Here is a 23,092-nt window from a genome sequence, read left to right on the forward strand (position 1 = left end):
CGCCGTGACGACGGCACCCTTGCGAGAGTGGAGACGAACCGCATGACGAACCCCGCCGAGCGCCTGGTCGACCTGCTCGACCTGGAGCGGATCGAGGTCAACATCTTCCGGGGACGCAGCCCCGAGGAGTCGCTGCAGCGGGTCTTCGGCGGCCAGGTCGCCGGGCAGGCACTGGTGGCGGCCGGCCGGACCACCGACGGGGACCGGCCGGTCCACTCGCTGCACGCGTACTTCCTGCGGCCGGGCCGCCCCGGCGTGCCGATCGTCTACGAGGTCGAGCGGGTGCGGGACGGGCGGTCGTTCACCACGCGCCGGGTCACCGCCGTGCAGCAGGGCCGGACGATCTTCAATCTGACGGCGTCCTTCCACCGGCCGGAGGAGGCGGGCTTCGAGCACCAGTTGCCGCCCGCCCGGACCGTTCCGGACCCCGAGCAGCTGCCCACCGTCGCCGATGAAGTGCGCGAGCATCTCGGGGTGCTGCCGGACGCGCTGGAGCGGATGGCCAGACGCCAGCCGTTCGACATCCGGTACGTGGACCGGCTGCGCTGGACACTGGAGGAGATCAAGGACGCGGACCCGCGCAGCGCGGTCTGGATGCGTGCGGTCGGCCCGCTGGGCGACGATCCGCTCGTGCACACCTGCGCGCTGACGTATGCGAGCGACATGACGCTCCTCGACGCGGTCCGTATCCCGGTGGAACCCCTGTGGGGGCCGCGCGGTTTCGACACGGCGTCGCTGGACCACGCGATGTGGTTCCACCGTCCGTTCCGGGCCGACGAATGGTTCCTGTACGACCAGGAGTCGCCGATCGCGACGGGCGGGCGGGGACTGGCACGCGGCCGGATCTACGACCGGGGCGGCAATCTGCTGGTGTCCGTGGTGCAGGAGGGCTTGTTCCGCCGGCTGGGCGCGTAGCCCTGCTCCTTCTCCCAACCCCATGTGCTGGTGGGTCTTACGTCCCGGGCAGGGGGTCCTGTTCGACCTCGTGGCGGCGGGTGCGGATCTCCGGCGCAGCAGGGTGCAGTTTGGCGTCGCAGGCGGGGCCGAGCCCGGTGCGCCGTGACTCCCTGCCGGTGAGCGGGCGACCGCACAGGCGGCAGCGGACCGGACGGCGGCCGGTAGCCCGGTCGGGTTCGGCCGGGGCCTCGATGTCGGATCCGGGAAACGGCTCAGGATTCTCCACGGACCGATCTTCTCAAGTCGACGGTCTACCCTGCGACTTCCGAACAGGGCGCAAGGGAGGAGTTCGCGGATGAGCGGCGTGCTGGCCATGGAACCGGTCCCGCGGGACAAGAAGGGCGCGGCACCGGGCGGCCAAGATCCCGTCGGGCATGTCATCACGTACGCGGACGCGCTCGGCGACCCGGCCCGGAACGTCGCCTACGTGGAGCGCGAACTGCCGCCGCGCACCAGAAATGCCGACGACGGGAAGACCATGACCATCTTCAGGGACCGTGACGTGCCCTTCACAGGCCAGTGCGGCCGGACGGGTCCGGCTCCGGCGGGGTGCCGTCGCCGAACGGGCGGCCGCCGAGCTGCTCACGGTGGTGCGGTGTCCCCCAACCGGAGAGATCGGGTCCCAGGGGCACGATGCCGGTGGGGTTGATGCCTGTGTGGACCCGGTAGTAGTGCTGCTTGATGTGGTCGAAATCGACCGTGTCTCCGAATCCAGGGGTCTGAAACAGGTCCCTGGCGTAGGCCCACAGCACCGGGAACTCGGTCAGTTTCGAGCGGTTGCACTTGAAGTGCCCGTGGTAGACGGCGTCGAAGCGGACGAGCGTGGTGAACAGCCGGATGTCCGCCTCCGTGAGAGTGTCCCCGACCAGATAGCGCCGGTCCGCCAGGCGTTCGGAGACCAGGTCGAGCCGGCGGAACAGCGCGCGGTACGCCGCCTCGTACTCGTCCTGTCCACAGGCGAATCCGGCCCGGTAGACGCCGTTGTTGACATCGCGGTAGATACCGTCCATGACCTCGTCGATCTCGTCCCGCAGCCGTTCGGGGTAGAGATCGGGGGCCCTGGGCCGGTGCAGCGCGGTCCACTCGGTCGCGAAGTCCAGGGTGATCTGCTGGAAGTCGTTGGTGACGAGCTTCCCGCTCGGTACGTCCACGATCGCGGGCACGCTGACGCCACCGGGGTAGCCGCGTTCGCGCGCGTCGTACGCCTCGCTCAGGTACGCGATGCCGAGCACCGGGTCCCGGCCGCCTTCGTCCAGGGTGAAGCGCCAGCTGCGGTCGTCCTGGATCGGGTCGGCGACAGCGAGCGACAGGGCGTCTTCCAGGCCCAGGAGCCGCCGGGAGACAAGTGACCGGCTCGCCCAGGGGCAGGCGCGGCTGACGACCAGCCGGTAGCGGCCCGCCTCGACCGGCCAGCCGTCCCTCCCGTCGGCCGTGATCCTGTCGGCGAAGTGGCTCCTGGACCGTTTGAAGGTCGTGCGTCCGTACGCTGCGTTGCCGTGCGGCTCACTGCCGGTCGGGTTGCTCATGGTGGTCTCCCTTCCGGTCGGACGGACCGGGGTCGGACACGTCGTCCGCATGTCTTCTGCCCCGCCGGGAGGCCACCACATCGGCCAGTGCCACCATGAGTGCCCCCATGACGAAGGCGATGGAGACGACGAGCCCGAGGTCGAACGCGGTGGTCCAGCCCTCGGAGGCCAACTGGGCGAAGAAGACCGAGCCGACTGCGGCGATCCCGATCGCGGAGCCGACGCGCTGCCCGGTCTGGAGCGTGCCGCCGGCGCTCCCGCCGCCGACCACCGGCACCTGGGACAGAGTCAGGGTCAGGTTCGGAGCGATGACAAGGCCGCTGCCCACACCCGCCAGGAGCAACGGGGCCGCCATTGCCCAGGCGACACCGCGGCCCGGGACGGCGTGCACAGCGAACACGGAGGCCCCGAGTCCGACGACCACCATGGACAGCCCCACAACGACCAGCGGTCGGCCGTAACGGTGGACCATCCGGCCACCTGGTCCCGCGGCGGCCGCCGCCCCCAGAGCGAACGGTGTGATGGCCAGTCCGGCCTGGAGGGCGGTGTAGTGCAGGCCGGCCTGCAGATAGAGCGTGCTGATGAAGAAGATCGAGGTGAATCCGGCGAAGTACAGCAGGCTCAACAGGCAGCCCAGCCAGTAGGAGTGCAGCCGGAACAGCGACAGGTCGAGGACCGGCGCGGTGCCGCGTCTGCCGCACCGGGACTCCCAGCCGACGAAGGCGGCGAGCAGAGCCGCGGCCACGGCCAGCAGCAGCCACTTCTCGTTGCCGGGCCACTGCTGTTCCTGGACGAGGGGCAGCAGCAGGGCCAGCACGCCCGCGCCGAGAAGGAGGACACCGACGGGGTCCAGGTCGCGCGGCCGTACGCGGCCGGCCGACGGGGTGTCCGGCAGGAGGCGCCGGGCGAGCAGGAAGCAGACGACGCCGAGCGGCAGATTGACGTAGAACACCCAGCGCCAGCCCTCGGCCGGTCCGGCCGCCTGGATCAGCAGCCCGCCCAGCAGAGGGCCGACGGCGGTCGAGACAGCGACCACCGTGCTGAACATGCCGAAGGCGCGGCCCCGCTCCCGGCCGGAGAACATCTGCTGGATCAACGCGGAGATCTGCGGCGAGATCAAAGCTCCACCGAGGCCCTGAATCACTCGGGCGACCACCAGCCAGAAACTGGTCTGGGCGACTCCACAGGCTGCCGACGCCAGCGTGAACACGGCCAGTCCCGCCAGGAACACCACACGGCGCCCCCGGGCGTCGCCGAGCCGTCCGGCGGGGATGAGAAGGAGTCCGAAGGCGAGGGAGTAGCCGGAGAGAACCCATTGCAGATCGGATTCCGGGCTCCGCAGGCCGTTCCGGATGGACGGCAGTGCGACGTTGACGATGGACACGTCCAATAGCGTCATGAATCCCGCCACCAGGCACACTCCAAGTGCCTGCCAGCGGCGGGGGTCGGGCGCCGGGGCCGCCCAGCTCCCCGCCGCACCTTCGATGGACGTTGCGCTCTCCGGCATGATTCGCACCTTAGGCGGCCCGTCCGGTTTCCTCATGTCCAACAGGGCCAACTGCCGTAAACGTCGCCGGCCCGGAGAAGGTGCCGGCCTGCCGGGCACGCCCGTGTCAGGCCGTCTGCCCCTCGCCCGCCTCTCGGTGCATGCCCGTGCACAGCGCCCAGACGATGAAGATGTTGACGGCGACCAGCGTCAGGGCCCAGAGGGGGTAGTACGGCACCCACAGGAAGTTGGCGATCGCGCCGAGGCCTGCGACGAAGACACCGAAGTAGCGCGCCCACAGGGCTCCAGTCAGCACGGCGCAGCCGGCGAGGACGATGACGATGCCGAGAACGAGGTGAACCCAGCCCCAGCCCGACAGGCTGAACTCGAACACGTAGTGGCGCGTCGCGAGGAACAGGTCGTCCTTGGCGATGGCCGCGACCCCCTCGAGGATCGCCATCGTTCCGCCGAAGATCATCAGGGCTGCTGCCAGGACGGTGATATCGGATGTCGGCGCGTGCGTGGGGCTCGGCCTGGCGCGGCCCGCTTTGGGTCCGATGGTCTCACTGGCCATATCGGCCTCCTCGGGTGGCTGTGCCGTCGGTCCGGCCGAGCAGGCCGCACCGGGCGTGATCCCCCGTCCCAGCGTGACACGGCGGCTCCCCGTCGGCACTCCGGCCAACGGCACCCAGCTCCCGGGCGGTGACCGTGGAGCACCCGGCGGGCGGCCGGGACCTGCTGCTGGGTCCGAACGGCCGGGCGGTCGGCTTCGTGCCGATGAACCTGCGGGCGTAAGAATGGCGTCGGAAGCGACCTTAAAAGGAGACCCTCATGACGCTGTACGACATTCCCCTCCACACGCTCACCGGCGAGCCGACCACCCTCGGCGCCTACCGCGGCCAGGCGGTCCTGTTGGTGAACGTCGCCTCCAAGTGCGGGCTCACCCCGCAGTACGCGGGCCTGGAGCGGCTGCAGAAGGAGTACGGGGACCGGGGCTTCACCGTGCTCGGTGTTCCGTGCAACCAGTTCGCGGGCCAGGAGCCGGGCAGCGCGGAGGAGATCCAGACGTTCTGCTCGACGACGTACGGAGTCAGCTTCCCGCTCCTGCAGAAGGTCGACGTCAACGGTGACGGGCGGCACCCGCTGTATGCGGAGCTGACTCGGCTCGCGGACGCGGACGGCGAGGCGGGTGACGTGCAGTGGAACTTCGAGAAGTTCCTGATCTCCCCGTCCGGCGAGCCCGTGGCCCGTATCCGCCCGCGCACGGAACCGGAGGCGCCGGAGCTCGTGGCGGCGATCGAGGCCCTGCTGCCCGCCTGACGGATGCGCATCGCCGGGCGGGCCGAACGTCGCAGCCGGCCCGCCCGGCCGAGCAGCCACCCCGCCCGCCGAATGTCCGGCCCGCCCGGCGATTGATGACAGAGGCTGGGCAGGAGGCACCGTGATCGAGCGCGGCGCCCCCGGCCCGCCCTAGCGGATCGGCATGCCCGACAGGGTGCGCGCGATCACCAGCCGCTGAATCTCGCTCGTACCCTCGAAGATCGTGTAGATGGCAGCGTCCCGGTGCATCCGCTCCACCGGGTATTCACGGGTGAAGCCGTTGCCGCCGAGGATCTGGATCGCCTGTGCGGTGACCTTCTTCGCCGTTTCGCTCGCGTACAGCTTGGACATGGAGCCCTCGGCCGACTCGAACGGCTTCCCGGTGGTCGCCATCCAGGACGCCCGCCAGACGAGCAGCCTGGCCGCGTCGATCTGTGTCCGCATGTCCGCGAGCTGGAACGCGACGCCCTGGTTGTCGATGATCGGACGGCCGAACTGGGTCCGGGTCCTCGCGTAGTCCAGCGCCACCTCGTACGCGGCGCGGGCGGTGCCGACCGCCATCGCGCCGACCGCCGGGCGGGACGCCTCGAACGTGGCCATCGCCGCGTTCTTCACGCGCTCGCCACCGGACTGGGCACGCTCGCGGGCCCGCGCCAGGCGCTGGTCCAGCTTCTCCTTGCCGCCGAGCAGGCAGTGGCCAGGGACACGGACGTCCTCCAGAACGACCTCTGCCGTGTGCGAGGCCCGGATGCCGTGCTTCTTGAACTTCTGGCCCTGCGAGAGCCCGGGGGTGTCCGGCGGCACGATGAAGGAAGCGTGGCCCTTGGAGCCGAGCTCCGAGTCGACCACGGCGACGACGACGTGGACATTGGCGATGCCGCCGTTGGTCGCCCAGGTCTTGGTGCCGTTCAGCACCCACTCGTCCTTGGCCTGGTCGTACACCGCGCGGGTCCGCATCGAGGCGACGTCGGAGCCTGCGTCCGGCTCCGAGGAACAGAAGGCTGCGACCTTCACATCGTTCGCATCACCGTACATCTGCGGGATCCAGGTGCCGATCTGCTCCTCGGTGCCGTTGGCGAGGACGCCGACAGCCGCCAGGCCCGTACCCACGATCGACAGGGCGATGCCCGCGTCGCCCCAGAACAGCTCCTCCATGGCCATCGGGATGCCGAGCCCCGTCGGGTCGAAGAATTGCTGGGCGTAGAAGTCGAGGGAGTAGATGCCGATCTTGGCCGCCTCCTGGATGACGGGCCAGGGCGTTTCCTCACGCTCGTCCCACTCCGAAGCGGCCGGACGGATCACATCCGCGGCGAAGCCGTGAAGCCAGTCACGGACCTGCTTCTGGTCGTCGTTGAGATCGAGCGTGAACTCGGCCATCTTTCCCTCCATGAACTACCGTAAAAATCACTATTACTTGCGGTAACAGAAGTCTGTTACCGGCAAGTAGTCGCTGTCAATCAGTCGGACTCCGATCAGCGCCACCGATGGTCAGGGTGTTACGTTGCGCAGGCGTAACGGACTTGCACGGCCAGTTGAACGGCCAGGGTGGGGAGAGGCGACATGGAGACCACAGGACAGGCCGAAAAACAGCGGACGGCAGCCGAGCAGCGCCGCCGGGAACTGCTGGAGGCTGCCGACCGCGTGGTGCTCAGGGACGGGCCCAAGGCCTCGATGAACGCCATCGCGGCGGAGGCCGGGATCACCAAGCCCATCCTGTACCGGCACTTCGGCGACAAGGGCGGCCTCTACCGCGCGCTCGCCAAGCGCCACACCGACGCGCTGCTGAGCGCACTGCGGGCGGCACTCGACGCCCCCGCCGAGCGCCGCCAGAGGGTGGAGGCGACGCTCGACACCTATCTCGCCGCAATCGAGGCCCGTCCGCAGGTCTACCGCTTCCTGATGCACCCGTCCGACGATCCCGCCCCCTCTCCCGAGCAGGGCTTCGACGTCGGGCGTCACTCCGCCCCGCTGCTGCGCCGGCTCGGCGAAGAGCTCGCCCTGGTGATCGCCGAGCGGGTGGACCTCGGCCCGGACAGCGAGGAGATGGCCCGCATCTGGGGCCATGGCATCGTCGGCATGATGCATGCGGCGGGCGACTGGTGGCTGGGCGAACGCCCCTGCTCACGGGCCCAGTTGGTGCGCAGCCTGGCCGATCTGCTGTGGGGCAGGCTGGCCGCCGCGGGCGACCTGCCGGGCGGGCCCGGCTTCTGACGGCGGGAGAGCGCGGTCAGTCGGTACGTCCCCAGGGCGCCCGGCGGGCCGCGCGCAGTGCCCTCGCCCGGCGCAGCCCGGTCAGCCGGTCCGTGTAGACGGTGCCTTCGAGGTGGTCGCACTCGTGCTGGAGACAGCGCGCGAACCAGCCCGTGCCGTCGACCCGCACCGGCTCCCCGTCGACGGTCATGCCCTCCACCACCGCATGGTCGAAGCGTGGGGTCCCGGCTTCCAGGCCGGGAAGCGAGAGGCAGCCCTCCGGTCCGCGCACCGTGATGCCGTCCGCCTCGACCAGCTTCGGATTGACGAGATGGCCGAGATGACGGACGTCGTCGTCGTCGGGACAGTCGTAGACGAACACCCGCAGCGGTATGCCGATCTGATTGGCGGCGAGACCGACCCCCTGCGCCGCGTACATTGTGGCGAACATGTCCTCGACAAGCCGGGCGAGCGACGGACCGAAGTCGGTGACGTCCTCGCAGGCGCCGTGAAGCACCGGGTCACCGAGCAGAGTCATGGCGCGGACGAGTCCGGAACTGCCGGGGATCGGGCGGTTTCGCATGGCCGTCATCGTACGTTCCGCGTGACCTCCACCTTCCTGGTGGTGCCGCGGTGCGGTCGCCGCGCCGGCAATCGATAGGCTGGGCGCGGACCGATGCAAGGAGGATCTAGGACGATGGCAGGCAACACGGAGCCGTTGTCGCCGCGGGCCAAGCTGGCGGTGACGGCGGGCAAGGCCGCAGCGGCGGTGTCGCGCGCTGCGGGGCGCGGCAGCGGATCGGTGATCGGCGGCCGGGTAGCGCTCAAGCTCGACCCCGACCTGCTGGGGCGGCTGGCGCAACACCTGGACGTGATCCTCGTGTCGGCGACGAACGGCAAGACCACGACGACCCGGCTGATCGCGGAGGCACTGCGGGCCGCCGGCCCGGTCGTGTCCAATGCGCTCGGCGCCAACATGCCGGCGGGTATCACCTCGGCCCTGGCCGGTGGCTCGGACGCGCAGTACGGCGTGATCGAGGTCGACGAGAAGTACCTCGCAGGTGTCGCGCGGGACACCACCCCCAAGGTGATCGCGCTGCTCAACCTTTCGCGCGACCAGCTGGACCGCGCCGCGGAGACCCGGATGCTGGCCGAGAAGTGGCGTGAGGGGCTGTCCGGCTCGAAGGCCGTGATCGTCGCCAACGCCGACGACCCGCTGATCGTCTGGGCGGCGTCCTCCTCCCCCAATGTGGTGTGGGTAGCGGCCGGGCAGGCGTGGAAGGACGACGCCTGGTCCTGCCCGTCGTGCGGCGGTGTGATGCAGCGCCCCGGCGACGACTGGTTCTGCGGCGAGTGCGGTTTCCGCCGCCCCACCCCGAGCTGGGTGCTGCACGGCGACTACGTCCTGGACCCGCACGGCTCGGCGTGGCCGATCCACCTGCAGCTTCCCGGCCGCGCAAACAAGGCGAACGCGGCCAGCTCGGCCGCCGTCGCGGCCGTCTTCGGTGTGCCGCCGCAGGTCGCCCTGGAGCGCATGTATCAGGTGCAGGCCGTCGCCGGCCGCTACGACGTGGTCTCCTTCCTCGGCCGTGAGCTCCGGCTCCTGCTGGCGAAGAACCCGGCGGGCTGGCTCGAAACGTTCTCCCTGATCGACCCGCCGCCCACGCCGGTGATCCTGTCCGTCAACGCCCGGGGCGCGGACGGCACGGACACCTCCTGGCTGTGGGACGTCGACTACACCCAGCTCGCGGGCCACCCGATCTTCGTGCTCGGCGACCGCAAGCTGGACCTCGCGGTCCGGCTCGAAGTGGCCGGTCTCGACTTCCGGGTCTGCGAGAACCTCGACGAGGCCGTGCAGCAGGCCCCGCCCGGCCGTATCGAGGTCATCGCCAACTACACCGCCTTCCAGGATCTGCGCCGTCGTGTCGGCAACTGACCCCGGACCCGGCCACCTCCGGAGAGGACGAAGCATGAGCAACAACAGTCTGCGTCTGGTCTGGGTCTACCCCGACCTGCTGAGCACCTACGGCGACCAGGGCAACGCGCTGGTGGTGGAGCGCCGGGCCCGGCAGCGCGGTCTCGACGTGCAGCGCGTCGACGTGCGCAGCGACCAGCCGATCCCGACGTCCGGCGACATCTATCTGCTCGGCGGCGGTGAGGACCGGCCACAGCGCCTCGCTGCGGAGCGGCTGCGCCGTGACGGCGGTCTCAGCCGGGCCGCGTCCAACGGCGCGATCATCTTCTCGGTCTGCGCCGGCTACCAGATCCTCGGCCACGAGTTCATCAACGACCTCGGTGAGCGCGAGCCCGGTCTCGGCCTGCTCGACGTGGTCTCCACGCGTGGCGAGGGTGCCCGGTGCGTCGGTGACGTGCTGGCCGACATCGATCCGCAGCTGGGCCTGCCGCAGCTGACCGGTTTCGAGAACCACCAGGGCGTCACCCATCTCGGCCCGACGGCACGGCCGTTCGCCCGGGTGCAGCTCGGCCGGGGCAACGGAACGGGTGACGGCACCGAAGGGGCGTACAACGACACGGTCTTCGGTACGTACATGCACGGGCCCGTGATGGCCCGTAACCCGATGATCGCGGACCTGCTCCTGAAGCTGGCCCTCGACGTCAACGCCCTGCCGCCGACGGACGATCGCTGGTACGAGGCGCTGCGCGCCGAGCGCGTCGCGTCGGCGACCCAGCCCGCGTGACCCGTATGACGCGCAATTCGCTCAACTGAGCGGAGTCCAGCAGGCGGACGCCTGGTTCGGTCCCGCCACCCTGCGCCGGTAGGGTGGCGGGGATCCAACCGGACGACGTGGTCCGGTCGTCGGCCCACGTTGCAAAGGTTTCCCGGGCAATGCGTATTGGTGTGCTCACCTCCGGCGGCGACTGCCCCGGCCTCAATGCCGTCATCCGTTCCGTCGTGCACCGCGCGGTGGTCGACCACGGCGACGAGGTCATCGGCTTCCACGACGGGTGGAAGGGCCTCCTTGAGTGCGACTACCGCACGCTCGACCTCGACGCGGTCGGCGGCATTCTCGCCCGCGGCGGTACGATCCTCGGCTCGTCCCGGGTCCAGCCCGCACATCTGCGGGACGGCGTCGAGCAGGCGAAGGGGCACGTCGCCGATCTCGGTCTCGACGCGATCATCCCGATCGGCGGCGAGGGCACGCTCAAGGCGGCCCACCTGCTTTCCGAGGCGGGGCTGCCGATCGTCGGCGTGCCGAAGACCATCGACAACGACATCGCGTCGACCGATGTGACCTTCGGCTTCGACACCGCGGTCGGCGTGGCCACCGACGCCCTCGACCGGCTGAAGACCACCGCCGAGTCGCACCAGCGGGTGCTGATCGTCGAGGTCATGGGCCGCCACACCGGCTGGATCGCACTCCACTCGGGCATGGCGGCCGGTGCGCACGCGATCGTCGTGCCGGAGCGCCCCTTCGACATGGACGAGCTGACCGAGCTGGTCGGCAAGCGTTTCTCGGCGGGCAAGAAGTTCGCGATCGTCGTCGTAGCCGAGGGCGCCAAGCCGCGCGTGGGCTCGATGGAGTTCGAGCAGGGCGCCAAGGACATCTACGGCCACGAGCGGTTCACCGGGATCGCCACGCGGCTCTCCGTCGAGCTGGAGCAGCGCCTGAGCAAGGAGGCCCGCCCGGTGATACTCGGCCATGTCCAGCGTGGCGGCACCCCGACCGCGTACGACCGGGTCCTGGCGACGCGCTTCGGCTGGCACGCGGTCGAGGCGGCGCACCGCGGCGAGTTCGGCATGATGACGGCGCTGCGCGGCACGGATATCACCATGGTGCCGCTGGCCCGGGCCGTGGAGAGCCTGAAGACGGTCCCGGCCGAGCGGTACGCCGAGGCCGAGTGCGTGCTCTGAGCAACACCAGCACCTGAGAACTGCCCCCGGCCGCAGCTGCGGCCGGGGGCAGTTCTACTCTGGTCGGGACAACCGGCACGAAACGGGGACGTCCCCAGCGGGAGTGAACAGATGGATCACAGCGGGCACGGCATGACCATGGATCTGCCGCCGTTCACGCTGGGACGTGGGCTCCAGTTCTCCGCGGACCCCGTATTCCTGATCGGCTGCGTCCTCGCGCTCGGCCTGTACGGCTACGCGGTGCTGCGACTGCGCAGACGCGGGGACGGCTGGCCGGTCAACCGGATCGTCTTCTTCACGGTCGGCGTGCTGAGCATCGCCCTGGTGATGTGCACGAAGCTCAACGACTACGGCATGGTCATGTTCAGCGTGCACATGGTGCAGCACATGGTGATCAGCATGCTGTCGCCGATCCTGCTGCTGCTGGGTGCCCCCGTGACTCTGGCGCTGCGCTCACTGCCGGTCGCGGGCCGTGACCGCACCGGCCCGCGCGAGCTGCTGCTCATGCTGCTGCACAGCCGGTACATGAAGGTCATCACGCATCCGGTCTTCACCATCCCGATGTTCATCGCCAGCCTGTACGCGCTGTACTTCACCCCGCTCTTCGACTTCCTCATGGGCTCGACGACCGGGCACCTCGCGATGATGGTGCACTTCCTCGCCGTCGGACTGGTCTTCTTCTGGCCGATCATGGGCGTCGATCCGGGACCGCACCGGCCCGGCTATGTGATGCGGATGCTGGAGCTGTTCGCCGGGATGCCGTTCCACGCGTTCTTCGGTATCGCGCTGATGATGGCGACCTCTCCGATGGTGGAGACGTACAAGCATCCGCCGGCCTCGCTCGGCATCGACGCGCTCAGCGACCAGAACTGGGCGGGCGGCATCGCCTGGGCCTTCAGCGAGATCCCTTCGGTGCTGGTGCTGATCGCGCTGGTCTTCCAGTGGTACGGATCCGAGCAGCGGACCGCGAAGCGTGCGGACCGCGCCGCCGACCGCGACGGCGACCAGGAGCTGAAGGCGTACAACGCCTATCTCGCCTCGTTGCAGGCGCGCGGACAGTAGCGGTGGAGACGCCTTCCGGGTGACGATGGGGTCCACGGCCGCGCGGCCGACGAGGAGGGTGCGCGCATGTCCGGATCCACGAAGACGATGGGGATGCTCACCGTCGGAGCCCTGGTGGCGGTCACCGCCTACACGGTGGCGCTGGGGAGCAACGGCTGGCTCTGGTTCGGCTGGGTGGTGCTCGGGCTGATCACTGTGGGAATGGTCGCCGCGCGCGACACCTGAGCGGGGCCCTTTGTCCGGCACGGCGGGCGGGCCCGGCCGGGCGCGGGCACGCCCGTCGGCCGACGTCTGGCAGAACACGGCCCCGGGGCGGGTCGGGCGGAGCGAGGAGCCAATCCGGTGTTCTACTACGTGCTCAAATACGTCATTCTGGGGCCACTGCTGCGCTTGCTGTTCCGGCCCAGGATCGAGGGACTGGAACACATCCCGGAGGACGGTGCGGCCATCGTCGCCGGCAACCACCTGTCGTTCTCCGACCATTTCCTGATGCCCGCGATCATCAAACGGCGCATCACCTTCCTCGCCAAGGCGGAGTACTTCACCGGCCCGGGTCTCAAGGGGAGGCTGACTGCCGCGTTCTTCCGCAGCGCGGGGCAGATTCCGGTGGACCGGTCCGGGAAGGATGCGGGGCAGGCCGCGATCCGTGAAGGGCTCGGGGTACTGAGCAAGGGCGAGCTGCTCGGGATCTACCCCGAGGGCACCCGTTCGCACGACGGCCGGCTCTACAAGGGCAAGGTCGGTGTCGCGGTCATGGCGCTCAAGGCGCGGGTGCCCGTCGTGCCGTGCGCGATGGTCGGTACGTTCGAGATCCAGCCTCCCGGCAGGGTCGTACCCCGCATCAAGCAGGTCACCATCCGCTTCGGTCAGCCGCTGGACTTCTCCCGCTACGCGGGCATGGAGGATCAGAAAGCGGCGATCAGGGCGGTCACCGACGAGATCATGTACGCGATCCTCGGGCTCTCCGGTCAGGAGTACGTCGACGAGTACGCGGCCAAGGTGAAGGCCGAACAGGCCGAGCAGGCGAAGAAGTTCCCCAAACGGCGACGCTGACGGCGAATCCGCGAGGGGCGAACTCCCATGGTCCGACGGGCCGGCCACCGCCTAGCGTCCACCTCATGAGCAAGGGACACGCATGGGTTCTCGGAGCAACGGGACAGATCGGGCGGGTGGCCGTGCGGGCGCTCGCCGAGGACGGCTGGAAGGTGACGGCGGCCTCGCGCGCGGGCGGCCGGGACGAGCGATGGGCCGATGAGGTCCGGGCGGTCACCCTCGACCGCGACGAGGAGGGTGCACTCGCCGCGGCGCTGGGCGACGGGTGCGATGTGCTGGTCGACATGGTGGCGTACGGCCAGCAGCACGCCCGGCAGCTGACCGGGCTCGCCGACCGGATCGGTTCGGCCGTTGTCATCTCCAGCGGCGCGGTGTACCAGGACGACCGCGGCCGCAGTTTCGACACGCAGGGCCAGGCCGACGGCGCTCCGCAGTACCCGCTACCGATCCCGGAGACACAGGCCACGGTGGCACCCGGCGATGCCACATACGGGACCCGGAAGATCCAGCTTGAGCGGGATCTGCTGGCAGCGGGTGACACCCTGCCGGTGACGCTGCTGCGGGCCGGTGCGATCCATGGCCCGTACTGCCGCTCCCCGCGCGAACTGTACTTCGTGAAAAGGCTCCTGGACGGCCGCAGGCGCCGGGTGCTCGCGCACAATGGCGCGAGCCGGTTCCATCCGGTCCATGTGTCCAACATCGCCGAGCTGATCAGGCTGGCCGCCCAGCGGCCCGGATCGCGGGTGCTCAACGCGGGCGATCCGCAGGCGCCCACGGTCGCGGAGATCGCGTCGGCGATCGACGGCGTGCTCGGCCTGGAGACGGATACGGTGCTGGTGGACGGACCGCCTCCCGCGGGGCACGTGGGCGAGACGCCGTGGAGCAGTGCCCATCCCATCGTGTACGACATGACGGCCGCCGAGAAGGAGATCGGCTACCGGCCCGTGACCGGCTATGCGGAGTCGCTGCCGGAGACCGTGGAGTGGCTCGCCGCGCGGCTGGACGGACGGGACTGGCGGGACGCCTTCCCTGCGATGCTGCGGACGTACGGCGAGGTGCTCTTCGACTACTCGGCGGAGGACGCCTGGCTGGAGCGGTACGACCGGGGGGTGTGAACGGTCCTCGTACGGAAGGACGGGCGGCCGGTGGTTCCTGTCCGGCCGCCCGTCCCCGTCACTCAGTCGCCTACTACGGCTTGGGCGTGGCGTGCGGGGTGCACGTCACATCCTGCCCGTCGGTCTGCCCGGTGAGCAGGTAGGTGTCCACCCGCCCGTTGATGCAGGGGTTGACCAGGCCCGTGACGCCGTGCGAACCGGCGTCCTGCTCGGTGATCAGACGCGAGCCCTTGAACCGCTTGTGCAGCTCGACGGCGCCCTCGTACGGGGTGGCGGCGTCACGCGTGGACTGCACGATCAGCACCGGCGGCAGGCCCTTGCCGGTCTTGACCTCCACCGGGGTCTGCTGCTTGGCCGACCAGGTCGCACAGGGCAGGTTCATCCAGGCGTTCGCCCAGGTCATGAACGGGTAGTCCTTGTGCAGCCGGGTGTTGTCGCGGTCCCACTTCTGCCAGTTGGTGGGCCACTTGGCGTCCGCGCACTCGACGGCCGTGTACACGGCGTTGCCGTTCTCGGAGGAGGCGTTCCCCGCGAGGTCCGACATGTCGGGGCCCGCGGCGTCGACCAGCGCCTGGGTGTCGCCGGCCCGGTAGTTGCTCCAGGTCCGGGCGATGCGCACCCAGGTGGAGTCGTAGTACGGCGCGCTCTGGAAGAATCCGATGAGCTCGGCGGGTCCGACGACGCCACCGATCGGGTTCTTCTTGGCCGAGGCACGCAGCTTCAGATACTCCTGCTCGACCTGGGCAGGCGTTGTGCCGATGTGGAAGGCCGCGTCGTTCTGGGCGACCCATGCCTTCCAGTCGTCCCAGCGCTTCTGGAAGGCGATGTCCTGGTTGAGGTTGGCCTCGTACCAGATGTTGTCCTTCGCCGGATTGACCACGCTGTCGACGACCATGCGCCGGACGTGGTCCGGGAACAGCGTGCCGTAGACCGCCCCGAGGTAGGTGCCGTAGGAGACGCCCAGGAAGTTGAGCTTCTCCTCACCGAGCGCGGCGCGGATGACATCCAGGTCGCGTGCGGTGTTCGGCGTGGTCATGTGCGGCAGCATGTCGCCGCTGCGCTCGGCGCAGCCGTCCGCGTACTCGGCGGCGAGCTTGCGCTGGGCGAGCTTGTCGGCCTCGCTGTCGGGCACCGGGTCGGGCTTCGGGGCCTTCACGAACTCCTGCGGGTCGACGCAGGAGATCGGCGCCGAGTGGCCGACACCACGGGGGTCGAAGCCGACGAAGTCGTACGCCTGCGCGGTCTTCGTCCACAGCGGGTTCTTACTGGTGATCCGGGTGGGGAAACGCAGCCCGGAACCACCGGGACCGCCCGGGTTGTAGAGCAGCGCCCCCTGCCGCTCATCCTTCGTGCCGGTGCTGACGTGCCGGTCGACCGCGAGCTTGATCTGCTTGCCGTCGGGCTTGGCGTAGTCGAGCGGCACGGTCACCCAGCCACACTGAATAGGTGTGGCCAGGGCCCAGTCGGCCGGGCAGTCCTTCCAGTCGATGCCCGCGTGGGCCGCCCGTGCGGCGGCGATCTGGACGCCGCGCGACTCCGAACCGGTCTGGTGGCGGCTGTCGGCTGCGGCAGTCGGTGCGACTATCGCGCCGGCTATCAGCGCGCCCGCGATCAGAGTGCCGGCCGAGCCGAGCACTGCTGTGCGTGTCAAGTGGAACCTCCCCCATTGTCTGAAGCGCCGCAGGTAGCGGCGCAATTCATATCGGGTCTTCCCGCGGATCCTGTCGCCTACGGGGTGCCTGGGAACAGGCTGCACACGCACTTCTTTACCGAATCGATAACCGGAGACCCATGTCCCGCTGAGCGGTGTTCACCCGCGTGCGGCGTCCAGCAGTTCGCCCAGGGCGCCGTCCAGGACGGTACGCAGCAGTCGAGCATCGGGGGCCACGGCGGTCACCAGCACGCCGGGGCCGGCGAGACGGGTGAGTACGGCGGTCGGCCCCAACAGTCGCGTCTCGGGGCATTCGTGCTCGAATGCCGGGTCCACGAACAGGAGTTGACCGACCGCGCGATGGCCGCCGAGTACCGCCCCACCGTCCCAGCCGCCGGGCGCCCCGGGACCGTACGCCACCTCCTGGTCGAGCAGCGGACGACCGGCGCGGTGGACGGTGAGGCGGGCGCCGAGGGTGCCGGTGGACTCGTCGTGCCGGCCGAGGATCTGCTCCTCACGCAGCACCAGTCGTGCCGTGGCGCCCAGTTCGACCCGGGTGGTCATGTGCAGCTCGCTGCCGGACGCGGAAATGAGCTGCTCCGGCAGCCAGTTGAGTACGGCCCGATTACCCACGGTCAACGTGATGTCGTACGAGGCGGGTTGCGGTGTCCGCCCCGGTCCGGGCAGCGCTACGGTGGCCGCGGCAGAGTCCACCGTGAGCCGGGCGCCCTCCTCGACGCACGCAGCGATGGAGAGCCGGTCGCCGCCCAGCGGTGCGCTCATCGCGCCGACGACGGTGACGCGGGCGTACGGGGCGGTGGCGGCTCTGGTCCGGCGCAGGGCGAGCGGCCCGTCGCTCTCCAGCACGGGAAGGGCCGTGGCACCGCGGCCGTCGAGGACGGCGGTGATCCGGGCAGCCGCCTGGACGCTCATGCGGTCCAGGCGGCGAGCTGTGCGCGCACCCAGGCAGCCACGGGTCCGACCCCTTCGCCGGAGGTGAGAGAGGTGAAGGCCACGGGAAGTGCGCCGCGCTGCTGTGCGGCATCGTGGGCCATCCGGTCCAGGTCGGAGCCGACGTACGGGGCGAGGTCGGTCTTGTTGATCACGAGGAGGTCGGAGGTGGTGACGCCGGGGCCGCCCTTGCGCGGGATGTCGTCACCGCCCGCCACGTCGATGACGAAGATCTGGGCGTCGACGAGGCCCTTGGAGAAGGTGGCGGTGAGATTGTCGCCGCCCGACTCGACGAGGATCAGATCGAGAGGTCCGACGCTGTCCTCCAGGTCCTCGACGGCTTCGAGGTTGGCGGAGATGTCGTCACGGATGGCGGTGTGCGGGCAGGCGCCGGTCTCGACTGCCTGAATGCGCTCGGGCGGGAGTACGGCGTTGCGGAGCAGGAACTCGGCGTCCTCACGGGTGTAGATGTCGTTGGTGACGACGGCGATGGACAGCTGGTCACGCAGCGCGCGGCAGAGCGCGGCGACCGTCGCCGTCTTGCCGGAGCCGACCGGCCCGCCGAGCCCGATGCGCAGGGCACGGCGGATGCCGTCCGGACGTGCGGCGTCGGCGCTCACCGCGGCCGGGCCGTCGTGGGAGTGGTCGAGATGCATGGGGGTGCGGCTCCTGGTGGTGGGGTGTGATGCGTGTGGTTCTACGACGCGAACAGGCGGACCGGCCAAGCGGCGTGGGCTTCGGCGGTGATGTCGAGCAGCGGCGCCGAGGCGGCGGGCAGCGCGTCGATACCCCTCCGTGCGGCGGCGGCAGCCTGTTCGGCGACCCGGTCGAGTTCGGGTGCCAGGCGGGCGAGGACAGCGGTGGCCTCGAACGGGTTCAGGGAGAGCAGCCGGACCACCGCGGTGGCCGGTCCGCTGACCGTCTCGTACGCCACGCAGTGCGCCGCGTCCTCGGCCCCGAGCCCCGCCGCACGTGCGGTGAGGCCGAGCACGACGGGCTGGTGGGCGCCGCGCGGGCGGGCTCGGGCGAGCGCGGCGAGTTCGGGGCTGGGCCAGGTGGCCCGGGCGGCCCGCATCAGCTGACGGCCGAGCTTGCGCGCGACCGCCCGCAGGGCCGGCGACGGGGTGCGCGCGTCGGCGGCCTCGTCGAGAGCGAGCGGGTCGAGGCCGTGGGCGGCTGCCGCGGCGAGTGCCGCGGTGGTGAGTCCGGTGGTGTGCAGGCGGCCCCGGCAGAAGGCGGCCAGGTCCTCGGCGTTTCGGATGCGTCCTGCCTCGACGGCCGGTTCGGCGCCGCCCGAGTGGGCGTGGCCACCGGCGGGGAACCGGCCGTCGGCGAGGACGAGCAGAGCTGCGCGGCTCATCACATGCCCCGTCTCAGAAGAGGAAGTAACGTTGGGCCATGGGGAGTTCGGCAGCGGGCGCGGGTTCGACCGGTTCGCCGTCGACGGTCACGGCGAAGCTGTCCGGGTCGACGTGGACGCGCGGCAGGGCATCGTTCTCCCGCATGTCCGCCTTGGTCACGCCACGGGTACTGGTGATCGGTACGAACCTCTTGCCGAGTCCGAGGCGTTCGGGCAGTCCGTCCTCGATGGCCGCGCTCGCCACGAAGTTGAACGAGTTCGCGGCGGGGGCCCTGCCGAGTGCGCCGAACATGGGCCTGGGCATGACCGGCTGCGGTGTGGGGATGGACGCGTTGGCGTCACCCATCTGCGCGTAGGCGATCTGTCCGCCCTTGATGACGGTCTGCGGTTTGACGCCGAAGAACGCCGGCTCCCACAGCACCAGGTCGGCGAGTTTGCCGGTCTCGACGGATCCGATCTCCTGGTCAAGGCCCTGGGCGACGGCCGGATTGATGGTGTATTTGGCGACATAGCGACGGACCCGGTGATTGTCGGCCCGCCCGTCGCCGGGCAAGGGGCCACGGCGCTTCTTCATCACATGGGCGGTCTGCCAGGTGCGCAGGACGACTTCGCCGACGCGGCCCATCGCCTGGGCGTCGGAGGAAATGATCGAGATCCCCCCGAGGTCGTGGAGGATGTCCTCGGCAGCGATGGTGGACGGCCGGATCCGCGATTCGGCGAACGCCAGGTCCTCCGGCACGGCGGGGTTGAGATGGTGGCAGACCATCAGCATGTCGAGGTGTTCCTCGAGGGTGTTGACGGTGTGCGGCCGGGTCGGATTGGTCGAGCTCGGCAGAACGTAAGGCTCGGAGACCACGGTGATGATGTCCGGGGCATGCCCGCCGCCGGCGCCTTCGGTGTGGTACGCGTGAATGGAGCGCCCGGCGATCGCGGCGAGGGTGTCGGCGACGAATCCGGCCTCATTGAGGGTGTCCGTGTGGATGGCGAGCTGCGCGCCGCTCTCCTCGCACACCTTCAGGCAGGCGTCGATGACGGCCGGGGTTGCCCCCCAGTCCTCATGAATCTTGAATCCAATTGCCCCGCCCCGCAGTTGGGCCCGCATGGCGTCGCCGGACATCGTGTTGCCCTTGCCGAGCAGCCCGATGTTGACGGGGTAGGTCTCCAGCGCCTCGAACATCCGGCCCAGGTGCCAGGCACCCGGGGTGACCGTGGTCGCCTTCGTGCCCTCGGCCGGTCCGGTGCCGCCACCGACGAGCGTGGTGACACCGGCGGAGAGCGCCTGGTCGACGATGGTCGGCGAGATGAAGTGAACATGCGCGTCAATGGCGCCGGCCGTCACGAACTTCCCGTTGCCCGCGATGATTTCGGTCTCGGGGCCGATGACGAGGTCGGGGTGGACGCCGTCCATCGTGTCCGGGTTGCCGGCCTTGCCGATCCCGGTGATCCGGCCGTCGCGCATGCCGATGTCCGCCTTGACGATGCCCCAGTGGTCGATAATGACGGCGCCGGTGATGACGGTGTCGGGGGCTCCTTCGGCGCGGGTGGTGCGCGCCTGGCCCATCGACTCGCGGATCACCTTGCCGCCGCCGAACACCGCCTCGTCGCCCGCGAGTCCGGGACCACCGGAGCGGTCCTCCTCGACCTCGACGAGCAGATCGGTGTCGGCGAGCCGGATACGGTCGCCGGTGGTGGGACCGAACAGATCGGCGTACACGGCACGGTTGAGCTCAGCCATCGAGGGCACCTCCGGTTTCGCCGCGCAGGCCCGGGACGACGCGCCGTCCGGCGAGCGGCACGAGTTCGATGTCGACAGGGATGCCGGGCTCGAAGCGGACGGCGGTTCCGGCGGCGATGTTCAGCCGCAGGCCGTGCGCGGCCGAACGGTCGAAGTCCAGACCGGGGTTGGCCTCGGCAAAGTGGTAGTGCGAGCCCACCTGAACGGGCCGGTCCGCGACGTTGAGGACGGTGAGGCGGGTGACGGCTCGGCCGGCGTTGAGCGGCACGGCCCCGTCCGCGTAAAGGATCTCTCCGGGGATCACGGCGGCCGCCTCGTCAGACGATCGGGTCATGGACGGTGACGAGCTTGGTGCCGTCCGGGAAGGTGGCCTCGACCTGGACGTCGTGGATCATCTCGGGGATCCCGTCCATGACGTCGTCGCGGGTGAGCACCTTCCGCCCGGACACCATCAGCTCCGAGACCGTACGGCCGTCACGGGCACCCTCCAGCAGATGCGCAGTGATCAGCGCGACCGCCTCGGGGTGGTTGAGCCGCAGTCCACGCGCCAGGCGCTTCTGCGCCACATCGGCAGCCACATGAATGAGCAGGCGTTCCTGCTCATGCGGGGTCAGTTGCAACGCGTCCACCTCACAGTCTTCCGCCCAGTCCGGTTCTGGGCGCAGCGAGCCACTCACCGCATTCAACAGACTGTTGAACGACGAATCACTGTCTTCCAGCGAGGTATCGCAGGTTAGGACGCAAGTTTTTCCGGCGCGTTAACTGCTCTTTTACAGATCCATGGACATCAGCCCGCGCAAGCCGCCCTCCAGCACCTCGGGCGCCGCGTCCCCGAGCATCGCCGGCTGCGCAATGAACCGCCGGCGGCGGCCCGGCACCCAGCAAGCCGGAGCCGGCCCTGGTGGGCCGAGCCCCACCGTCACGGCGGCCGCGCACCCCCGCCGCAGCGGACGGGAGCACGGCTTTTGCGTGCAAGGGCGGTCAGTTGCCCGCGTCGCGCTGTCCCCGGTGTTCCGCCGCGATGCCGAAGCGTCGCCGTTCGCCCGGAGCGGACACCGTGGAGCCGATCGAGGAGACCGAGCTGATCACCTGCTCCTCCACAACGGCCGCGTCGTTCTCGAGTCGCTCCAGGTCAGCGGCTGAGACGAGCGCGACGAGCGGCTTTCCGTGCCGCGTCACCACAACCCGCTCGCCGCCGTAGACGACGCGGTTGATCAGTTCGGCGAGTTCAGCTCGCGCTTGCGTCACCGGAATCTCGTAGGCCATAGTCCCCATCATAACCTTCTGTACGTCCTGTACATTTTTTACAGATGCCCGCGCAGGCCGCGTACAGACACCGGAGGAGAGGCCTCGCCATGTTCCGCCCTGCCGCCCGTTACGTACTGCCCGAGTTCACCGAGCGCACGACCGACGGGACCCGCACCCTCGACCCGTACTCCAAGCTGCTCGCCGAGCGCATCGTCTTCCTCGGCACCGCGGTCGACGACACCGCCGCCAACGACCTGATCGCGCAGTTCATGTATCTGGAGCACGCCGCGCCCGACCGGCCGATCTCCCTCTACATCAACTCCCCCGGCGGCTCATTCGGCGCCATGTCCGCCATCTACGACACGATGGGGTACCTCACCTGCGAGGTGGAAACGTTCTGCCTCGGCCAGGCCGGCTCCAGCGCGGCGGTCCTGCTCGCCGCGGGCGCTCCCGGCCGGCGGCACGCCCTGCCCGGGGCCAGGGTCGTCGTCCAGCAGCCCGAACTCCCGGAGCCGGTGCAGGGCCAGCCGTCCGATCTGGAGATCGAGGCGCGGGAACTGGCCCGCGTCCACGAGCTGCTCACCGGCATGCTGGCTCGTCATACCGGCCGCAGCACCGAGCGGATCGCCGCCGACTTCGAGCGCGACCTCATCCTCGACGCCGCCGGAGCCAAGGCGTACGGACTGGTGGACCACGTCCTGGAGAACCGCAAGACGTCGCTCCCGCGGAACAGCGCGAGGTGAACCACTGATGCAGCCACCCCACCTCCCGCCGCTGCCCGCACTGACGCGCGCCGAGGCCGAGTTCATCGACTGCTACCTGGAAGTGCTCGACCAGCTGGGCCGGATCAACCCTGCCCGCGGCAGCGACACCTACGGTGCGCTGCGCGCTGCCCAGGCACTCGCCTCGCGGGCGGGCGCCCTGCGGGACGCGCTCACATTGATGCACGAGCGGGGTGAAGCACAGATCCACGCCGCCACGTTGGCGCAGGCACTGCGCGTGTTGGACGGAGAACGGCGGGCCGGACGGGTCACCGTGCCCCCGGCCCCGATGAGTTGATCATCTCTCCGTCGGCGACACGCCCGGCGTGGTGATCGACATTTATCGCTCATCCAGCGCAAGGAATCCCCCGCGAGAGGGACGACTCGACTTGCGCCGCCGGCGTGGACGGTGAGCGAAATATGCCGTTCCCCTGCTGGTACGAGACCGCTGGAGGATGCCTGACGGGTACACAAATCACCCTCTAACCACCCAAACAGACCATCGATGTCAAATCTTCCATATCGCTGTTTTGCTCCGAAAATCCACCAGCGCGTGAGTCAAGATCCGTGGGACGACAAGCCCCCGCCACCACGGCGAGGCGGTCCGGGCGGACGCCGAGTCCTGCCGCCGCCCGGATGACTGGTCGACAGAAGTGGATCGGCAGGAGTGGAGGACCCGAGCACAACGGGTCGACCGGGCATCCGGTCGCCCCTCGGGGTGAAGCCGTATCGCGCGGCCGGGCAACTTCGCCAGCCCGAACCCGACAGGTCATCCTTCACAGGCGGCTGACGAAGGGTTGCGC

Annotated in this window: 26 protein-coding genes and 1 riboswitch; of the genes, 12 read left to right on the forward strand and 14 right to left on the reverse strand. The window is 69.7% G+C overall.

The window, feature by feature from the left end; genetic code table 11:
* Nucleotides 1–42: 42 nt before the first annotated feature.
* A complete protein-coding gene (locus ACNPQM_RS12460) occupies nt 43–915 on the forward strand; it encodes an acyl-CoA thioesterase (protein WP_418084024.1) in 873 nt (290 codons plus the stop codon).
* Between the two features lie 37 nt (nt 916–952).
* Here the strand turns inward: ACNPQM_RS12460 and ACNPQM_RS12465 are convergent, their stop codons facing one another.
* The 4 genes from ACNPQM_RS12465 to ACNPQM_RS12480 all read right to left on the reverse strand — a co-directional run bounded on the left by ACNPQM_RS12465 (nt 953) and on the right by ACNPQM_RS12480 (nt 4,447).
* Nucleotides 953–1,183 (reverse strand): DUF6011 domain-containing protein, encoded by a 231-nt coding sequence (locus ACNPQM_RS12465; protein WP_418084025.1) that lies wholly within the window; start codon nt 1,181–1,183, stop codon nt 953–955.
* Nucleotides 1,184–1,466: 283 nt separating this feature from the next.
* Entirely contained in the window at nt 1,467–2,483 is a 1,017-nt protein-coding gene (locus ACNPQM_RS12470; RefSeq protein WP_418084026.1) for a glutathione S-transferase family protein, read from the reverse strand.
* Nucleotides 2,461–3,990 carry an MFS transporter gene (locus tag ACNPQM_RS12475; protein WP_418084027.1) on the reverse strand — a complete coding sequence of 510 codons (1,530 nt, stop codon included), beginning with the start codon at nt 3,988–3,990 and terminating at the stop codon, nt 2,461–2,463. Before ACNPQM_RS12475 ends, ACNPQM_RS12470 begins: the two co-directional genes overlap by 23 nt.
* Nucleotides 3,991–4,096: 106 nt before the next feature.
* Nucleotides 4,097–4,447 (reverse strand): DUF7144 family membrane protein, encoded by a 351-nt coding sequence (locus ACNPQM_RS12480; RefSeq protein WP_358856272.1) that lies wholly within the window; start codon nt 4,445–4,447, stop codon nt 4,097–4,099.
* A 353-nt stretch (nt 4,448–4,800) separates the two neighbouring features.
* Here ACNPQM_RS12480 and ACNPQM_RS12485 point away from each other — a divergent pair, with 353 nt between their 5' ends.
* Entirely contained in the window at nt 4,801–5,289 is a 489-nt protein-coding gene (locus ACNPQM_RS12485) for a glutathione peroxidase (protein WP_358856108.1), read from the forward strand.
* Between the two features lie 150 nt (nt 5,290–5,439).
* On the opposite strand, the gene ACNPQM_RS12490 is transcribed toward ACNPQM_RS12485, so the two are convergent.
* Nucleotides 5,440–6,666 (reverse strand): acyl-CoA dehydrogenase family protein, encoded by a 1,227-nt coding sequence (locus ACNPQM_RS12490; RefSeq protein ID WP_418084028.1) that lies wholly within the window; start codon nt 6,664–6,666, stop codon nt 5,440–5,442.
* A 183-nt stretch (nt 6,667–6,849) separates the two neighbouring features.
* Here ACNPQM_RS12490 and ACNPQM_RS12495 point away from each other — a divergent pair, with 183 nt between their 5' ends.
* Nucleotides 6,850–7,500 carry a TetR family transcriptional regulator gene (locus ACNPQM_RS12495; RefSeq protein ID WP_358856110.1) on the forward strand — a complete coding sequence of 217 codons (651 nt, stop codon included), beginning with the start codon at nt 6,850–6,852 and terminating at the stop codon, nt 7,498–7,500.
* A gap of 16 nt (nt 7,501–7,516) precedes the next feature.
* Here the strand turns inward: ACNPQM_RS12495 and def are convergent, their stop codons facing one another.
* Complete coding sequence (gene def / locus ACNPQM_RS12500; RefSeq protein WP_358856111.1) at nt 7,517–8,062, reverse strand: peptide deformylase; 546 nt, start codon at nt 8,060–8,062, stop codon at nt 7,517–7,519.
* A 114-nt stretch (nt 8,063–8,176) separates the two neighbouring features.
* Between def and ACNPQM_RS12505 the strand changes: the two genes are divergently transcribed.
* The 7 genes from ACNPQM_RS12505 (at nt 8,177) to ACNPQM_RS12535 (ending at nt 14,583) form a co-directional block, all read left to right on the forward strand.
* Nucleotides 8,177–9,415: a Mur ligase family protein gene (locus ACNPQM_RS12505; RefSeq protein ID WP_358856112.1), complete on the forward strand. Its 1,239-nt coding sequence runs from the start codon at nt 8,177–8,179 to the stop codon at nt 9,413–9,415.
* 34 nt (nt 9,416–9,449) lie between these two features.
* Entirely contained in the window at nt 9,450–10,178 is a 729-nt protein-coding gene (locus ACNPQM_RS12510) for a type 1 glutamine amidotransferase (RefSeq protein WP_358856113.1), read from the forward strand.
* A gap of 149 nt (nt 10,179–10,327) precedes the next feature.
* Entirely contained in the window at nt 10,328–11,353 is a 1,026-nt protein-coding gene (locus ACNPQM_RS12515) for a 6-phosphofructokinase (protein ID WP_358856114.1), read from the forward strand.
* Between the two features lie 111 nt (nt 11,354–11,464).
* The gene (locus ACNPQM_RS12520) at nt 11,465–12,415 is read left to right on the forward strand and encodes a cytochrome c oxidase assembly protein (RefSeq protein ID WP_418084029.1); all 951 of its coding nucleotides are present in this window, start codon (nt 11,465–11,467) and stop codon (nt 12,413–12,415) included.
* A 66-nt stretch (nt 12,416–12,481) separates the two neighbouring features.
* Entirely contained in the window at nt 12,482–12,640 is a 159-nt protein-coding gene (locus ACNPQM_RS12525) for a hypothetical protein (RefSeq protein WP_358856116.1), read from the forward strand.
* Nucleotides 12,641–12,757: 117 nt separating this feature from the next.
* The gene (locus ACNPQM_RS12530; protein ID WP_418084030.1) at nt 12,758–13,468 is read left to right on the forward strand and encodes a lysophospholipid acyltransferase family protein; all 711 of its coding nucleotides are present in this window, start codon (nt 12,758–12,760) and stop codon (nt 13,466–13,468) included.
* 65 nt (nt 13,469–13,533) lie between these two features.
* Nucleotides 13,534–14,583 carry an NAD-dependent epimerase/dehydratase family protein gene (locus ACNPQM_RS12535; protein WP_418084031.1) on the forward strand — a complete coding sequence of 350 codons (1,050 nt, stop codon included), beginning with the start codon at nt 13,534–13,536 and terminating at the stop codon, nt 14,581–14,583.
* 73 nt (nt 14,584–14,656) lie between these two features.
* On the opposite strand, the gene ACNPQM_RS12540 is transcribed toward ACNPQM_RS12535, so the two are convergent.
* The 8 genes from ACNPQM_RS12540 to ACNPQM_RS12575 form a co-directional block, all read right to left on the reverse strand.
* Nucleotides 14,657–16,234, reverse strand: a complete 1,578-nt coding sequence (locus ACNPQM_RS12540; RefSeq protein WP_418084032.1) for an alpha/beta hydrolase — start codon at nt 16,232–16,234, stop codon at nt 14,657–14,659.
* 159 nt (nt 16,235–16,393) lie between these two features.
* Nucleotides 16,394–17,167, reverse strand: coding sequence for an urease accessory protein UreD (locus tag ACNPQM_RS12545; protein WP_418084033.1), 774 nt, complete (start codon nt 17,165–17,167; stop codon nt 16,394–16,396).
* Nucleotides 17,164–17,841 carry an urease accessory protein UreG gene (ureG, locus tag ACNPQM_RS12550; protein WP_358856121.1) on the reverse strand — a complete coding sequence of 226 codons (678 nt, stop codon included), beginning with the start codon at nt 17,839–17,841 and terminating at the stop codon, nt 17,164–17,166. Before ureG ends, ACNPQM_RS12545 begins: the two co-directional genes overlap by 4 nt.
* Nucleotides 17,842–17,882: 41 nt before the next feature.
* On the reverse strand, nt 17,883–18,545 hold the full coding sequence (locus tag ACNPQM_RS12555) for an urease accessory protein UreF (RefSeq protein WP_418084034.1): 663 nt from the start codon (nt 18,543–18,545) through the stop codon (nt 17,883–17,885).
* A 13-nt stretch (nt 18,546–18,558) separates the two neighbouring features.
* Nucleotides 18,559–20,280, reverse strand: coding sequence for an urease subunit alpha (locus ACNPQM_RS12560; protein ID WP_418084035.1), 1,722 nt, complete (start codon nt 20,278–20,280; stop codon nt 18,559–18,561).
* On the reverse strand, nt 20,273–20,584 hold the full coding sequence (locus tag ACNPQM_RS12565; protein ID WP_418084048.1) for an urease subunit beta: 312 nt from the start codon (nt 20,582–20,584) through the stop codon (nt 20,273–20,275). The genes ACNPQM_RS12560 and ACNPQM_RS12565 overlap by 8 nt, the downstream gene beginning before the upstream one ends.
* A 13-nt stretch (nt 20,585–20,597) precedes the next feature.
* Entirely contained in the window at nt 20,598–20,900 is a 303-nt protein-coding gene (locus tag ACNPQM_RS12570) for an urease subunit gamma (RefSeq protein WP_418084036.1), read from the reverse strand.
* Nucleotides 20,901–21,261: 361 nt separating this feature from the next.
* Nucleotides 21,262–21,546: a type II toxin-antitoxin system Phd/YefM family antitoxin gene (locus ACNPQM_RS12575; protein ID WP_358856125.1), complete on the reverse strand. Its 285-nt coding sequence runs from the start codon at nt 21,544–21,546 to the stop codon at nt 21,262–21,264.
* Nucleotides 21,547–21,635: 89 nt separating this feature from the next.
* Here ACNPQM_RS12575 and ACNPQM_RS12580 point away from each other — a divergent pair, with 89 nt between their 5' ends.
* Nucleotides 21,636–22,271, forward strand: a complete 636-nt coding sequence (locus tag ACNPQM_RS12580; RefSeq protein WP_418084037.1) for an ATP-dependent Clp protease proteolytic subunit — start codon at nt 21,636–21,638, stop codon at nt 22,269–22,271.
* 7 nt (nt 22,272–22,278) lie between these two features.
* Complete coding sequence (locus tag ACNPQM_RS12585; protein ID WP_358856127.1) at nt 22,279–22,587, forward strand: hypothetical protein; 309 nt, start codon at nt 22,279–22,281, stop codon at nt 22,585–22,587.
* A 315-nt stretch (nt 22,588–22,902) separates the two neighbouring features.
* Nucleotides 22,903–23,089, forward strand: a riboswitch (cyclic di-AMP (ydaO/yuaA leader).
* Nucleotides 23,090–23,092: the final 3 nt, after the last annotated feature.

This window comes from Streptomyces sp. NPDC056231 (assembly GCF_048270745.1).
Classification (GTDB): Bacteria; Actinomycetota; Actinomycetes; order Streptomycetales; family Streptomycetaceae; genus Streptomyces.